This is a genomic window from Pedobacter sp. PF22-3 (assembly GCF_026239555.1).
GTDB lineage: Bacteria > Bacteroidota > Bacteroidia > Sphingobacteriales > Sphingobacteriaceae > Pedobacter.
Genome location: NZ_JAPIVP010000005.1, coordinates 36900 through 53561, shown reverse-complemented (window position 1 = coordinate 53561; position 16662 = coordinate 36900). Strand labels below are relative to the sequence as shown.

Annotated in this window: 8 protein-coding genes; all 8 read left to right on the top strand. The window is 37.0% G+C overall.

The window, feature by feature from the left end; translation table 11 throughout:
• Positions 1–6: 6 nt before the first annotated feature.
• The 8 genes from OQX63_RS08455 (at position 7) to OQX63_RS08420 (ending at position 16658) form a co-directional block, all read left to right on the top strand.
• Positions 7–1434: a SusD/RagB family nutrient-binding outer membrane lipoprotein gene (locus OQX63_RS08455; RefSeq protein ID WP_265850450.1), complete on the top strand. Its 1428-nt coding sequence runs from the start codon at positions 7–9 to the stop codon at positions 1432–1434.
• A 650-nt stretch (positions 1435–2084) separates the two neighbouring features.
• A complete protein-coding gene (locus tag OQX63_RS08450) occupies positions 2085–5255 on the top strand; it encodes a SusC/RagA family TonB-linked outer membrane protein (RefSeq protein WP_265850448.1) in 3171 nt (1056 codons plus the stop codon).
• 11 nt (positions 5256–5266) lie between these two features.
• Entirely contained in the window at positions 5267–6742 is a 1476-nt protein-coding gene (locus tag OQX63_RS08445; protein WP_265850447.1) for a SusD/RagB family nutrient-binding outer membrane lipoprotein, read from the top strand.
• Positions 6743–6762: 20 nt separating this feature from the next.
• Positions 6763–7416 carry an immunoglobulin-like domain-containing protein gene (locus tag OQX63_RS08440; protein ID WP_265850446.1) on the top strand — a complete coding sequence of 218 codons (654 nt, stop codon included), beginning with the start codon at positions 6763–6765 and terminating at the stop codon, positions 7414–7416.
• Between the two features lie 10 nt (positions 7417–7426).
• Positions 7427–7909, top strand: a complete 483-nt coding sequence (locus OQX63_RS08435; RefSeq protein ID WP_265850445.1) for a lipid-binding protein — start codon at positions 7427–7429, stop codon at positions 7907–7909.
• Positions 7910–8463: 554 nt separating this feature from the next.
• Complete coding sequence (locus OQX63_RS08430) at positions 8464–11466, top strand: SusC/RagA family TonB-linked outer membrane protein (RefSeq protein ID WP_265850444.1); 3003 nt, start codon at positions 8464–8466, stop codon at positions 11464–11466.
• A 9-nt stretch (positions 11467–11475) separates the two neighbouring features.
• The gene (locus OQX63_RS08425; protein ID WP_265850443.1) at positions 11476–12837 is read left to right on the top strand and encodes a RagB/SusD family nutrient uptake outer membrane protein; all 1362 of its coding nucleotides are present in this window, start codon (positions 11476–11478) and stop codon (positions 12835–12837) included.
• Between the two features lie 710 nt (positions 12838–13547).
• The gene (locus OQX63_RS08420; RefSeq protein WP_265850442.1) at positions 13548–16658 is read left to right on the top strand and encodes a SusC/RagA family TonB-linked outer membrane protein; all 3111 of its coding nucleotides are present in this window, start codon (positions 13548–13550) and stop codon (positions 16656–16658) included.
• The last annotated feature ends 4 nt before the right edge of the window (positions 16659–16662 follow it).

The following is a 16662-nucleotide window of genomic DNA, read 5'->3' as shown; positions in this document are numbered from 1 at the left end:
AATAAAATGAAAAAATCAATCATATTTTTTGCAATGCTTGTTTCTTTGACGGCTTGTAAAAAGAATATCACATCACTTAATATTGATACCAAAAGGCCATCGGAGGTTCCTGCTGCGACTTTGTTTTCATTCGCAACCAAATCTTATAGCGACGTTATTACGAGCGCAAGTGTGAACACCAATGTTTTCAGATTCACGACGAGTCAATGGGCAATGGTAACGTATCAGGATGAAACCCAGTACGACTTCGGTACCAGAAATATTCCTCAGGCATGGTGGACTACGATGTATAGAGAAGTACTCCAAAATTTAAATCAATCATCAACCATTATAAAGGCCAATACAACGTTAAACGCGGGTATAAAATCAAATCAACTGGCAATTATTGATATTATGCAAGTGCTGGCCTTTAGTACACTGGTTAATACTTTTGGCAACGTGCCGTATAGCCAGGCGTTAGATCAACAAAATCTTTTTCCGAAATATGATGATGCGAAGACGATTTCGTTAGATCTATTGAAAAGGTTAAATACAGACATAGCCCAGCTCAATACAGCTAGTGCAGGGTTTTCTAAAAGTGAGGACCTTGTTTTTCTAGGAGATATTTCAAAATGGATAAAATTTGGTAACTCTTTGCGGATGCAACAAGCTTTAATTTTGGCAGATGCAGAGAATGCAATTGCCAAAACTGCTGTCGAAGCATCAGATGCAGGTGCAATTTCTGCCGATGGGGATAATGCAGCTTTTAAATATCTGGCAGGTGCACCAAACCAAAACCCACTTTATGTCGATATTGTTACGAATGCGCGTGGTGATTATGTGGCTGCAAAAGATTTGGTAGACAAATTGTTAGCGCTGGCAGACCCTCGTTTACCACAGTATTTTAGTACCAATGCAAACGGCGCTTATGTTGGTGGTATAGTTGGGCAGGTGAATACGATATCTGCTGTTTCTAAACCAGGACCTAAAGTTTATGCTCCTGATGCGCAAACCTTGCTGATGGATTATGTGGAAACGGAATTTAATAGAGCAGAAGCTGCTGAAAGAGGATATGCTGTTAGCGGTAGTGCAGAAACGCATTACAATAATGCGATTACGGCATCAATTTTATATTGGGGAGGTACTGCTACAGAAGCATCCACTTATCTGGCAAATCCACAGGTTTCCTATACAACGGCATCTGGTACCTGGAGAGAAAAAATAGGTGTCCAAAAATGGATCGCGCTTTATAACAGGCCTTTTAATTGCTGGACAGAGTTAAGAAGATTGGATTTTCCAAAAATTACGGCACCGGTAGGCGCTAAATCTGGTTTTCCTAACAGGCTTAGTTATCCAAGCAATGAACAGCAGTTAAACGGTAGTAATTACAGTCAGGCTTCCGGTGCAATTGGTGGAGATGTTGTAACCACAAAATTGTTTTGGGATAAGTTTTAAAAAAGGAATAAAAATTTGATAACAAAAAACCACTATAAACGGTTCTGTTATATTACATTCTAGTTTTAGAAGCGTTCCTTAATTTATTTATAAGACACTAAGAGGCTGTCCGATCTTTTCGGACAGCCTCTTTTATAGAAGGATTTGATGAAGAAAACTTTAGATAAGCCGGTTTCGGCTTTGGACAACATTTTATAAATCCTTGTAATTCCATTTGTATTTAATGTATGCAGAATTAAAGATGATCTTTAAACGACTATTCCTGCGCAACAAATAAAGATCAATCTTGATTCTAGGCATCCATTTTCTTGTTAATTCGGTAAAACGTGTCACAACTTAAAAACCGATAGTAAAATTTATGAGCTTTTCTTAGGGCTGGAATATGGGTTTAACGCTTTTAGAAACTTTTGGAAGAGTAAAAACATTATTCAGAAATATATTTATGTGTATTGATAGCATGCTTAAAAACAGCAGTATTTACTAGTTTTTTAGTTGAAATTTTAATTAGCAAAAAAGTTACGATTGCGAAATAGGCCTTAATGGGCATTTTGGAAGCCAAAAGTTAAAAAATGTTAAAAATAATTTGCTTGAGGAATTAACTAACTCTAATTTAGAGCATTATTTTACACATTAACTAACCTATTTCTATTATGAAAAAACTTCTACAGAGTTTGTTCGTTGTCCTGTGTTTCGCGATGAGCGCAATGGCACAGGATCGAACAATCACAGGAACAGTTACGTCTTTAGAAGACAAGCTACCAATTCCTGGAGTAAGCGTAAAAATTCAGGGTACCGCTGGAGGTACCTCTACTGATGCGAATGGAAAGTTCTCCATCAAAGCGTCATCAAATGCCAAAACAATAGAGTTCTCCTCAATTGGATTTGCAACTAAAACGCTCCCAATCGGAAGCTCGAGTGTGATTAATGCCGTTCTTTCTACTGATTCTAAAGCCTTAGGCGAGGTTGTAGTAACGGCGTTAGGCGTTAATAAAGCTACCAAAACTTTAGGCTATTCTCAAAGTACTTTTAAATCAGCCGAAGTAAATGCTTCTGCACCAGCAAGTTTGTTTGGTGGTTTGCAGGGTAAGGTTGCAGGGGTAAACATTTCTAATACTTCTGGTGCCCCTGGAGGGTCAACCAAGGTTATTTTAAGAGGTTATTCTTCAATAACCGGTAGTAACCAACCCTTGTATGTTGTGGATGGTGTGCCTTTAGATAACTCAACTGCAGGTTCGAGTGACAATTATGACTTTGGTAACAATGCAAACGACATTGATCCGAACAACATCGAAAGCATCAGTATTTTAAAGGGATCTGCGGCAACAGCATTATATGGTTCTCGCGGATCGAATGGTGTTTTAATTGTAACTACTAAAAAAGGAGCTGCTGGTAAATTGAAAGTAGATCTTTCTACATCCACAACCTTAACAAATGTTGCTTCAATTTACAAACCTCAGGATCAGTTTGGGCAAGGTTGGGACGGTACTTACATTCCTTCTGAAAATGGTAACTGGGGTCCGAAGTTTGATGGACAGTTAAGGACCTGGGGTGCCGTAGTGGATAACTCTCAGTTATTAAAACCTTACTCTTTCATCAAAAACAATGTGAGGGATGCATTAACTACAGGTATTGAGTTGAACAACAATATTGCCTTAAGTGGAGGAAATGAGAACAGTACGGCATATTTTTCTTATGGTAATATTTATAGCGACGGTTATCTTCCATCTGACAACGATTCTTATAAAAGAAATAACTTTACCTTAAAGGGATCAACCAAGTACGGGAATTTTACTGCTGATGCCTCTTTAAATTATGTTGGTAAAACCACAAAATTTATCAATCAAGGTGGTGGTGATTCAGGTATCGGCTCTTCATTTTATGAAGAAATACTACAGATCCCTGGAGATATTCCAATTAAAGACTTTCGGGATTATAAGAACAAATTTTTTAATGTAGACAATTATTTTACTCCATATGCAGAAAATCCTTATTATGCCCTTTACGAAAATGGAAGTAGGTATAAAAGCGACCGCGTTTATGGTAACATTAATTTACATTACAAAGCAACAGATTGGTTAAGTTTTCAATTCCAGCAAGGTGCTGATGTTGATAACGCCATTAGCAAAATCTGGCATAATAAAAATGCACCAAGCCCAGGTAGCTATAATGCAGGTGGTAACATCGAAGGTTCTTCGAGAGCAAAAGATGCCGGTGACGTAATTGAAGGATCTGTAAAAACTTTTGAGTACGATACAAAATTAAATGCCTTATTTAATAAGGAATTAAATAGTCACTTCGATTTAGATGGTTTAATCGGGGTAAACTATAATGATCGTGGTTCAAGAATATTAAACACGCGTATTGAAGATTTAGCGATACCAGGTTTTTATCAGATCAATAACTCTGCAAATAAACCAACATCAACCAATACAGAATCTCATCGTCGTTTATTTGGTGCTTATGCCTCTGCAACCTTAGGTTATAACAAATATTTGTATTTAACTTTAACAGGGAGAAACGACTGGTCATCAACACTTCCTCAGAGCAATAACAATTACTTCTACCCTGCTTCCAGTTTAGCTTTCATTGCTTCTCAGGCAATCGATTTAACTAAAACACCAATCAGTTTTTTAAAATTAAGAGCGAGTTATGGTGAAACAGGTAGTGATACCGATCCTTACCGTGTATTTAATACCGCTAGCAGAACATCATCTTCATTAGGTTTTGGAACCTTGACCTTCCCTATTTTCGGTGTGGCAGGTTATTCGATTTCTAACCAGTTAAATAGCAATAACTTTAAACCTGAGCGCGTGCAAGAGGTTGAGTTAGGTGCAGAGATCAGGTTCTTGAAAGACCGTATCGGTATCGATGCAACTTTTTATAATAAATTAAGAAAAGATCAGATTATCCCATTGCCTATTGATCCGGCAACAGGTTATTCTTCTTACATCGTCAACTTTGGTTCTGTACGTAACAAGGGTATCGAGCTGGCCGTAAATATCAAACCAATTAAAACAACCGATATCGACTGGACTTTAAATTACACCTTCACTAAAGAAAAAAGTAAAGTAACCGAATTGCCTGCCGGATTGGATAAGGTAGTATTAAATTCAGCTTATGATGCTCAGTTTGTAGCGCGCGTTGGTCAACCACTTGGTGTAATTGAAGCACCCTCACGTACTTATAGCCCAAGCGGACAGGTAATTGTAGATAAAAATGGCTATCCTGTATATTCTTCTGATAATGTAAGCTTTGGCACTACACTTCCGGATTTCGTAATGGGATTAAATAATCAGTTCCGTTACAAAGACTTTTCACTTTCATTTACCTTAGACTGGCATAAAGGTGGGGTGTTCTATTCTGGTACGGCCGATCTATTGAACTTCGTAGGTGCTGATGCAAAAACAACTTATAATGACCGTCGTCCTTTTATTGTTCCTAATTCGGTTCAGAAATTAGCAGATGGTACATTTGTAGAAAATACAGCGCCAATAACAGAAGCCAATACAGATGATTTTTATTACACCACATCAAACAAGGCTGATGCTTATGCCAACCGTATTTTAGACAGATCTTTCCTGAAATTAAGAGAAGCTACATTGAGCTATAACCTTCCTAAATCTATCGTGGGTAAAGTAGGAGCACAAAGAGCAAGCGTTTCTGTTTTTGGAAGAAATTTAATCACCTGGCTGGCTAAAACGAACAAAACGATCGATCCGGAGGTTTCTAATTTTGGAAATGATTTAGGAAGTGAATTTGGTGAATTTAGAACTGCGCCTCCAGTTAGATTCTTTGGTGCATCATTAAAAGTTTCATTTTAATCTATCTCGTAATGAAAAATAATCATACAAAATATAAAGTGCTGATGTTATCAGCAATGGTGTTTCTTACTTTTGGATGTAAGAAAACGCTTGATATTAACGTGAGTCCAAACAACCCCCTACTTGAATCAACAACCCCTGAAGTATTATTTCCTTCAGCTGTGGCTTCTACAACAGGACGTGTTGGTGGTGAACTTACTATTCTGGGTGGCATATGGTCGCAGTATTATACACAGGCAAATGCGTCAAACCAGTATAAAACCATTGATGCTTATGCGCTAACGCGTAACGACTTGAATGGCAGTTATAATGAACTGTTTTCTGGTGCTTTGGCCGATTATCAATTGGCTATAAAGCTGGCAGTTGCAAAAAGCGATTGGCGTTATAATTTAATGGCAACGGTAATGAAAGCTTATACCTATCAGGTATTGGTAGATTTGTACGATAAAGTTCCATATACAGAAGCATTTAAAGGCCTTGATAACCTGCAGCCAAAATTTGATGATGGTTATACCATTTACGTAGGTTTACTTGCTGAAATCAATGCAGCTCTTGCGAAAGATTATTTAAGTGTTCCGTTAAACAGCGATCAGATAAAAACAGATTTTCTTTTTGGTGGTGATATGGACCTCTGGACAAAATTTGCAAACACCCTGAAGTTAAAAATGTATTTGAGGATGGTTAATGCAAAACCTGCGGAAGCACAGGCTGGCATTACTAAACTGTATACTGATGGTGCAAACTTTTTAACTACAAACGCTGGCATTGCTACATTTGCAGATGCACCTGATAACAGTAATCCTTTTTACGAATACAATGTTCGTCGTTTAAATACCACTACCAATTTAAGGGCAAGTAAAACCTTTACCAGCTGGTTGGTGGAAAACAATGATCCGAGGGTAAACTATTATTTTGGAACTGCTAACCCAGTGCCCATGAATCAAGGTGATTATACTGCTACCGCAGTTGAACAGCCTACTTATGCGGGCGCAACCGTTTTTGCGCAAACAGCTAAAGATCCGGTTTGGTTTATTTCTGCTGCAGAATCTTATTGGATGCAGGCTGAGGCGTTGGAGCGTTATTTTGGAGGAGCAGGTGCTGCTACGATGTACCAAAATGGTGTTAGAGCGGCTTTTTCTCAAGTTGGATTAGGAGCAGATGTAATTCCATCTGATTACCTAAACTACCCAACTGGGGCTACCTTTGAGCAAAAGCTAAAGACAATTATTGTGCAAAAATGGGCCTCTTTTGCAGGTTCACATAGCCTGGAAGCCTTTTTTGAACAACAACGTACAGGGTATCCTAATAAAAGTAGTGTGTATTCAACTGACCCTAATTATATCCCTGGCGAATGGGTATTTTCAAAAAATGGCGTTACGGCTGGCTTGCTGCCTAAACGTTTGGTGTTTCCTGCATCATCAAGAGATAGAAACAGCAATACACCAACAGAGGTGCCAATTACAACTAAAGTTTGGTGGGGTAAATAGTGTATATAATTGATAAAGAGATGAAAAGATATTTAACAATAATCATATTGGGAGTTATAAGCATGACTTATAGCTCTTGCAAAAAAGAGTCCTTTGATTATCCGGAAGGTTATGTAGGTATTTCTAAAATAACGGTGTTCCCAATAATTACCATGAAAGGTGATAAATATGTAGCAGTAGCAAAGGGCGCAACCTATACTGATGCAGGTGCAACAGCTGCAGCTGGTACAAATAACATCGACGTGAAAGTTACAGGATTGCCAAATACGGCTACGGCAGGTGTGTATTTAATTACCTATTCGGCAACAAATGCCGATGGTTTTTCTGCCACAACAACAAGATCGGTTGTGGTTTATGATACTAAAGCCGATGCCTTAGCGAATGATTTTTCAGGAGATTATTTAAGAGCCGCTACTGGATCCATTTCAAAATGGACTAAATTAGCGCCGGGTGCCTACTTGGTGAATAATCCAGGCGGTGCCCCAACGGGTACAGCCGTTAACGTAATTGCAATAAACCCTACCGGTAGCGTAATTGATATTCCGCAACAAAATACCGATAGTGGTCCGTGGGGATCAAATACAGAGAGTAAAAATTTAGTTTCAGGTAATTATTCCTGGGCAGTAGAAAATCCAGGTTACGGTACGGCAGTTAGAACCTTTGTTAAACAATAATTATAAAACGATGAAAAAATATTTTTATATACTTACCCTTTTTATACTAAGCATATCTGCTTGTAAAAAGGACGAACCTGTTGGCGGTACAGCAGTGCAAGACCTATCGGGTGAATGGTGGGTACAGATTGACGGAACCGGAAATTATTATGGCATTTCTACCTATAATACAGCTGATAATTCATCAACCCAGATGTGGATAAATTTAACTAATTTTTGGGGAAATGCTGACAATACTGTTTTTGGTAAGGTAAATGTAAATTTAGACAGCAAAACCTTTAGTGGGCAAAATGTAACTAATGCAGGTACTTATTCTGGTGGCATAAAATTTACAGTAACCAATGGCAAAATAACACCAAATGGCGCTGTTGGTCCATCATCAAAAGCAACAACTGATGCCATTTCATTGGATGTTGAATTTTCGGATGATCCAGGAACGGTTTATCACCTTAAAGGTTACCACCGCACTAAGTTTGTTGGAGACGATCATTAATCTTAATCCAACTAATTTTTGTCTATCCAAATTATTAGGATAGATAAAATTCATTATATAATTAAAGGAGCATGAGACTATGGTTTTATGCTCCTTTTTATTATGTGGAGTGTACATAAAACCTATATGTTATTTCATTCGTACTCCATTTCTGCATATTTGTTTCTTTAGTTGCACTGTATCAATAAGATCGGATGAAAGATTTTATCTATAAAGCTGATGAATATGGTGTGTGTACGCCAATTGGTATTAGCTTGTTGATAATATTTTTAGTGTAGATAAAAAAAATCACCATTTTTGGCATAGTTTTTTTTTAGAGAAAAAAGATCTTTTTTATTGGTTAAATATCAAATTCTGCATAGTTTGAATTAAAATCTAACTACTATCTTTAAATTAGCGGGAAATCTCCCCAAGTTTGCCTTTGTAATCAGACAGCATTCTTGTCATTATAAGGTCATTATATTATGGTGTTTTGTTAAATTTTGTTAAACTATTAACAAACTCCATTATATTTAAAGCTTCAAATAACTAAATCATTAATTAACTTAAATTTCATGAAAAAACTTCTACAAAGTTTGTTCGTATTTTTGTTTTTTGCATCTACAGCAATGGCTCAAAATAGAACAATTACTGGTACAGTAACTTCTTCAGAAGACAATCTTCCGATACCTGGAGTAAGCGTAAAGGTAAAAGGAACGCAAACCGGGACCGTTACAGATGCTAACGGTAAATATTCCGTTAGAGTTGACGGTTCAAAAGAATTAGAATTCAATTTTATTGGTTTTACTTCTGTTACCAAATTAATTGGTTCTACCAACATAATTAATGTTGCGTTAGAAAACGATACAAAAGCACTACAAGAGGTGGTTGTTGTAGGTTATGGTACTCAAAGTACAAAAACAATAACCAACTCCATAGCAAGAATATCTGGCGATGCCATTAAGGATCAGCCTGTTCCCAATGTTGCTCAAGCATTGCAGGGCCGTTTAGCCGGCGTTCAGGTAACTTCAGGAGGCGGTCGCCCAGGTTCTCCGATCCAGATCAATGTTCGTGGCAGGTCATCAATTTTAGCTGGTAACGACCCACTTTATGTAATAGATGGAGTTATTTTGCCCTCTAATAGCGGAACAACTCCTGTTTCTGCTGGTGCCGGTATTTCTCCGCTAGCTAATTTAAATAGTGAAGATATCGCTTCCATCGAAGTATTAAAAGATGCGTCGGCAGCAGCAATTTATGGTTCAAGAGGATCAAATGGTGTTGTATTAATTACAACTAAAAAAGGATCAGCAAGTGGTAAATCGATCATTAATTTAAATGCCTATAATGGTTACCAGTCTTTTGCTGGTACTAAGCATTTTTTAGATGCATCTTCTTACCGCCAAATGTACAATGAGGCTTTAATCAATGCAAAACAGGCGCCTAAGTTTACTCAAGCTCAAATTGATAATCCTGAGGCCAATGTGAACTGGTTAGATGCAATTCAAAGAGATAAATCGTTGGTGCAAAACGTGCAGCTTTCTGTTGCCTCTGGAGGTAATGCAAAAACACAATTTTATACCTCATTAAACTATTTTAATCAGGATTCTAAATTGTTGAACGGGTCATTCAAAAGATATGCAATTCGTTTAAGTGTTGATCACCAGGTTAACGATTTTATTAAAATTGGAAGTAATATTGCGATTTCAAAATCTGATCGTGCAGAAACCCCAGTTGATAACAGTATCTTCTCTCCTTTTCCCAGAGCCTTAATTGCGCGCCCGGATCAGCCTATTTATAATGCAAACGGTACTTTTGCAAGTAATGATTTTAACAATCCGGTCCACATGTTCGAATCAAAGAACTATATTGGATTGAGTAATGTTTTTAACTCTACATATGCAGAGGTTAAAATATTACCAGAATTAAAATTTAAATCATCAGTAGGTATTGATTATACTTATTTAGACCAGAGAACCTTTAATCCATCTACATCATTATCTGGTATAGGAACTGTAGGTTCTGCAGTTAGTGGCTATTATCAAACTCAGAACTACCTAACCACGCAAACGTTATCTTACCTGAAAAAATTCATCGATAATAAATTAACGGTAGATGGAACTTTGGTTTACGAATTTCAATGGAATAACAGAGATAATAACCGGGTCGACGGTCAGAATTTCCCTTCTAACGACACTCCTTATTTAACTTCAGCTGCAAAAATCACAGGGGGAACATCGTCTTTCACCAATTATAGGATGGAATCTTATTTAGGTCGTGTAAATTTAGCATGGGAAAATAAGTATCTATTGGGTGGATCGATTAGAAGAGATGGCTCAACAAAATTTCCTGCCAAAGGAAGGATAGGTTACTTTCCTTCAGTTTCTGGTGGATGGGTTGTGAGCGAAGAGCCATTTATGAAAGATGTTGCTGTAATCTCAAATTTAAAAATAAGATCAAGTTATGGCCTAACAGGTAACCAAGAGGGAATTGGAAACTTTTCAAATAGAAGATTGTTTGGAACAGGGTTTAACTATGATGATCAGCCCGGTTTTGCTTTAAATGCGATTGGCAGCCCAGATCTTAAATGGGAATCGACCAGGCAATTTGATTTAGGTTTGGATTTGGCTCTATTTAAAAATAGGTTAACAATTAGTGCAGATTATTATCACAAGACAACGAAGGATATTTTGCAAAATAGACCAATTCCAAGTACAACAGGATTCTCTACTATCTTAGAAAACGTTGGTTCGATGGTTGGAAAGGGATGGGATTTCAATATTAATAGTGAGAATCTAGTTGGAGAGGTGAAATGGAATACCTCATTTAATATCTCTACCTATAAAAACAAAGTTACTGAACTTTACAACAATCAAGGCCTGGCTGGTTCATTTGTAACACGCTCCGAAGTTGGTCAGCCGCTAGGTTCTTTTTTCGTGATCAAGGCTTTAGGTGTGAACCCTTCAACTGGAGATATGATGTACGAAGATCTTAATAAGGATGGACTTATTAATGGTGATGATAGGCAGTTTTTAGCAAGCCCGCTTCCTAAATTTTATGGAGGCTTAAATAATACGGTATCATATAAAGGTATTGACTTAGGCGTTATGTTTCAATATTCTTATGGTAACTACCTTTATAATTTATCAGCGGAAGGTACTGGTGGTTATGAAAGTTTAGGTGCGGCTGCTGGAGGTTCTGGGATTGCAACAAACATATCGCAAGAAGCATTCGATGGAAGGTGGACACCTAGTAATCCAAATGCAGAGTACCCACGAGCTATCGCCGGAGCTGTTGGCGGAACTAACACTCAGCGTTCATCTAGGTATTTAGAAGACGCAAGTTATATTCGATTGAAAAATATCACGTTAGGGTATTCTTTGCCTGGCAGTTTTCTAAATAAAATTAAGTTATCAAGTGTAAGAGTTTATGTTTCCGGACAAAACTTACTAACGTTTACGAAATACAAAGGATTTGATCCTGAGGTTTCCTCAGAGTTTACTGTTGAAAATACCGGTGTAGATCAAGGTGCTATCCCTCAGTTTAAAACAGTTATGTTTGGTATTAATGTAGGCTTATAATTCTCAAAAATGAAAAATAAAATATTTTTAATCGCTGTGGCCATTATTGGTTTAATGGCTTCATGCGAAAAGCAATTAGATATTAATCCTAGAACTGCATTATCGCCAGAAACGGTTGGTCCTGCGGATGTTCAAAAATTGATGGCTGGTGTTTATGACGGACTTCAGGAGGGTAATACTAGTTATTTTTACCTAAGTTATGCCGTAGAAGATTTGTCTGCTGATAATCTGGTTTACCGTGCTACTTTCTTTCAGAATGGAGAGATTGACAACAATGCGATTTTATCTAATAATGTTTTAACACAGCGTTATTTTAATGCCCCCTACGTAGTTATCCAAAGAGCAAATGATCTGTTAGAGATTTTAAATAACTCTACTTCAGTTCCTGATGCGACTAAAAAGAGCCTTTTAACCCAAACTTACTTTTTAAGAGCTTATGCTTATTATAAATTGGTTACTTTGTTTGGTGCTGTGCCAATTGTATCTAATAGAGATGTGGTAAAAGTTCCACGTAAATCTGTTGATGAGGTATATGCCCAGATTGTAAGTGATTTAAAATTAAGTGTTGAGGCAGGTGGCACAAGCACAGATAGTAAATATGCATCTGCTGATGCTGCAAAAGGTTTATTAGCCCGCGTATATCTAATTAAAAAAGATTATGCAAATGCAAAGAAATTTGCGGATGAACTGATAGCGAATCCTAAGTATGCATTAGCATCTGATTATAATTCGATATTTGCTCCTCCTTACAATTCATCTGAGCATATCTTTAAAGTTGTTTTTACGCAAACAGAAGGAACAAATTCTTTGTCATATTTCTTACAACACCCATCTATGCCAGGTGGAGGCCGTGCAGAGTTACCGGTTGATGCCAGTTTAGTTGCGGCTTATGAGCCAGGTGATCAGAGAAAGGCAGCGTCAATGACGCAAATTGTTGCACCAGCGGCTAACCCAGGTTGGTACTGCCGTAAATACCAGGATCCAAGTGGTGCAGCGGCACATCCTTACTACATTTTAAGAATTGCCGAAATGTATTTAATTTCAGCTGAAGCACAATTTTTAACCTCAAATAATGCAACTGATCCAACTGCACTAGCATCTATTAACAGTGTAAGAACTAAAAGAGGGTTGGGTGCTTTAACAAGTTTAACCCTTCAAGACATTATAAAGGAAAGAAGAGTTGAAATGGCATTTGAAAATACAAGATGGATGGATATGAGAAGAACACCTTCTCCAACCAATCCAGCTAAATCTATGGCAACCGTATTTTTAGAGGCTAAGGGTAGATCTATCAATGATGAGATTTATCCAATTCCTCAGGCAGCTATTGATGTTAATGACTTATTAAAGCCAAATAATCCAGGTTATTAATTAACCAAAGTATGGTTTTAAAAGGCCTTATCCATCTCAAGGTGGATAAGGCCTTTTTTGCTTTTATTTCTATCTGTTACTCTTTTTTCCTAAGCAATTCTTTTAGATTAATAAATTAACAAAATCGAAAAGGTAAGGCTGTAACTAGGTTATTGTCTTTTTGAATGAATAGAATGTCTTAATATCTTAGGTAATGCATCCTTTTTATTCCTAATTAGTGTGTTTTTTGTGTTTTTTCAGCTGCTTTTCTGTAGGTTGTATGATTTTTTGTCAATTTCTTTGATGATAACCTTTTAAATCATATTTTGTGGCAAAATTATTAACTAAACTAAAAAATTTCATGAAAAAATCTCTACGGTATTCTCCCGTATGGTCTTTTATTGCGATTCCTGTCGTAATTCACCATTTAATTAATGTAAAAATCCCAGTTATGCGGAACGGTTCCTTGTTTCTTTATAATTTATATCCTAGTTAAATACAACTTATGGAGCCATCTTAATTGCAGATTTGGATAAGATGTTTTGTCTCATTAACCAAATTATTATTCCATAAGCTTTTTTAAAAAAAAACATATTTTTTAATTGTGAGATAATTGCTTCATTATAAGGAGATTAATTTCTGCTAAGCCATGCAGATTTAATTTCGTAAAATTTGCATTACAAAATACTAAATCCTATATTGTACTATCATTAACTAAACTAAAATTTTTTATGAAAAAACTTCTACAAAGTTTGTTCATTCTCGTGCTATGCGCATTTTCAGCATATGCTCAAGAAAGAACAGTTACTGGTACAGTTACAGCACAAGAAGACGGACTACCGATTCCGGGTGTATCTGTTAAAGTAAAAGAGGTATCAAACCTCGGAACACAAACTTCCGCCGACGGAAAGTTCTCCTTAAGAGTGCCATCAAATGGCAAAACATTAGTAGTTTCTTATTTAGGGTATACAACTAAAGAAGTTGTAATTACATCAGGAGCTATGTCTATCGTATTAGTTTCTGATACGAAATCCCTAAATGAAGTTGTGGTTACGGCTGGAGGTCTTTCTGCCACAAAGGCCCAATTGGGTACTGCTTCAACAACTGTTAAAGCGGAACAACTGACCCAAGCCAAACCTACTAACGTTGCTGCGGCACTTACCGGTAAAGTCGCAGGTTTACAACTAAATGTTATCGGAAGCGGCGTTAACCCTACTTACCGTTTAGTGTTGAGGGGTAATCGTTCATTATTGGGTAATAACCAGGCTTTGGTTGTTGTTGATAATGTTATTGTACCAAGTAGTATCCTTGGAAATCTTAATCCGGATGATATTGAAGATCTTCAGGTATTAAATGGCGGCGGTGCTGCGGCACTTTATGGCTCGGAAGCGTCAAATGGTGCATTAATCATCACAACCAAAAAGGGTAAAAGAGGCTCTACAACTTACAAAATTGGCCAAACTACCAATGCAGAATGGGTAAGTTTTTATCCTGAACTCCAGAAGAGATTTGGATCTGGAGCAGATTCTGATGTGCAGATTTACACTTCTCATGAAAATCAACAGTATGGTCCAGCTTTTGATGGCGTACCAAGAACAATTGGTGACCCATTGGAAAATGGAGCAATACAAACTGTTCCTTATGCTTATAATGATTCTAAGTATAAATTTTGGGATACCGGTGTAACGAATATGACCGACTTTTCAATGTCAACCGGAGATGAAAAATCATTAACTTTCTTATCTGCACAATATCTGGATGCAACAGGTACAACCCCTAAAGATGCTTTTAACCGTTTTACATTACGTTTAAATGGCGATAGAGATTTCGGTAAGGGTGTAAGTATGTCATTCAATGCAAACTATGTTCAAAATAGATATAATGTTACAACTGCTACTTCAACAATTTATGATCAGTTGATGCAAACGCCAAGTAATGTGGTGGTAACTGATTATAAAGATTGGCAAAATAATCCATTTGCGAACCCTGACGGTTATTATAATGCTTATTATCAAAACCCTTATTATACAATTGATAGTCAGCGCCAAAATGTTAGGAACGATTATTTAACCGGTAACGTTGATTTAAAATACAAACCATTAGATTGGTTGAGGTTCTTATACCGTGTCAACATTACTAGTCAAAATGCATCCAATAAAAATTATGTGGATAAGTTTGTTAGATCGGCATATACTAAAGGGCTGGGTTTATCATCGTTGAAAAACAACGATATCGCAGGTAGTGTTTCTGATGGCGAATCATTTTCAAATCAATTGTTGACTGAGTTCCAAACAAACATTAATAAAGCACTAACAAAAGATTTAAGGTTAGACGTGACCTTAGGTGCCAGTTTGAGAAGCAATACGGCAAAAAATATCGGTGTTGCTGCTTCAGGCTTAACTTTCCAAGGTCTATATAACATAGCGGCCCGTACAGCTGCAAATATTACAGGCTCTGAGGCTAACTCAAAAGTTAATCAACAGGCTGTATATGGAGACATGAGGTTAAGTTTTAAAGATTACCTTTACTTACACGCAACCGCGCGTAACGATTGGTTCTCAACATTGCCAACCGCAAACAGATCATTGTTTTATCCTTCAGTAGATGCTTCATTTATTGCTACTAATGCAATTGATGCATTAAAAGATAATAAGTTCTTAAACGTATTAAAGTTTAGAGCAGGTTTCACTACTGTTGGTAACGTAAACTTAGGCGCTTATTCCTTATTAACAACGTTCGGTCAATCTAGTGGGTATCCATATAATAACAATCCAGGTTATGCCATTGGCACACAAACAATTAACCCTAATTTAAAGCCTGAAAAAACTAAAGGTGTTGAGGGGGGTATTGATGCGGAATTTTGGGATAACCGAGTGAGCATTAGCAGTACTTTATATTACACCAGCACTACAGATCAAATTGTTCCTGTTAGTATTTCTTCTGCTTCGGGCTTTTCTTCTTATTTAACAAACACAGGGGAGGTAACTAACTTTGGTTCTGAGAATTCATTAAATGTAGTTGCTTTCCGTAATACGAATTGGGAAGTTGCCGTTGGAACAAACTTTAGTTATTATGATAACAAAGTAAAATCAATCAGTGATGCCGTTTCAAGATTAAACATATCTACTGGTAGTAATGCACAGGTAGTTGCCGAAGCAGGTCAAACCTATCCAATGTTGAGAGGTATTGATTACAAACGCGATCCTCAAGGACGTGTAATTGTTGATCCTAGAACAGGTTATCCCTCTGCTACAGAATCTGGAGTTATTTTAGGAAATACCAGTCCAAAATATATACTAGGTGTTAATCTTGCTGTAAAATATAAAACCTTAAGATTAGCAGCTGTTGCTGAATACAGAGGCGGCTATATTGTTAATTCATCGGGTGCTGGTGATAGTTTTGACTTCTCTGGTTCAGGTGAAAGAACAGTAACTTATAATAGAGAGCGTTTTGTTTTTCCTAACTCATCTTATTTAGATCCTGTTACCAACCAATATGTTGCCAATACGACTCTAACTGTTAGGGATGGTGGTGCTGGATTCTGGCCTTCATCAGCTTATAACAGAGGAATTGCATCGAATTATACATATAATGGCGCATATTGGAAAATTCGTGAAATTAGCTTATCATGGGATCTGCCAAAAAGTTGGTTGGGCAATATGAAAGTAGTTAAAGGTATTAATGTTGCTGCCCAAGGAAGAAACCTATTCTTGTTCGTTCCAAAAGAAAACATTTATACCGATCCAGATTATATTTTAGGAAGCAATGCTATTGGTATAAACACTTTAAGTCAAACGCCTCCAACACGTTTCTTTGGTGGTTCAGTTTCAGTAACATTCTAAATGA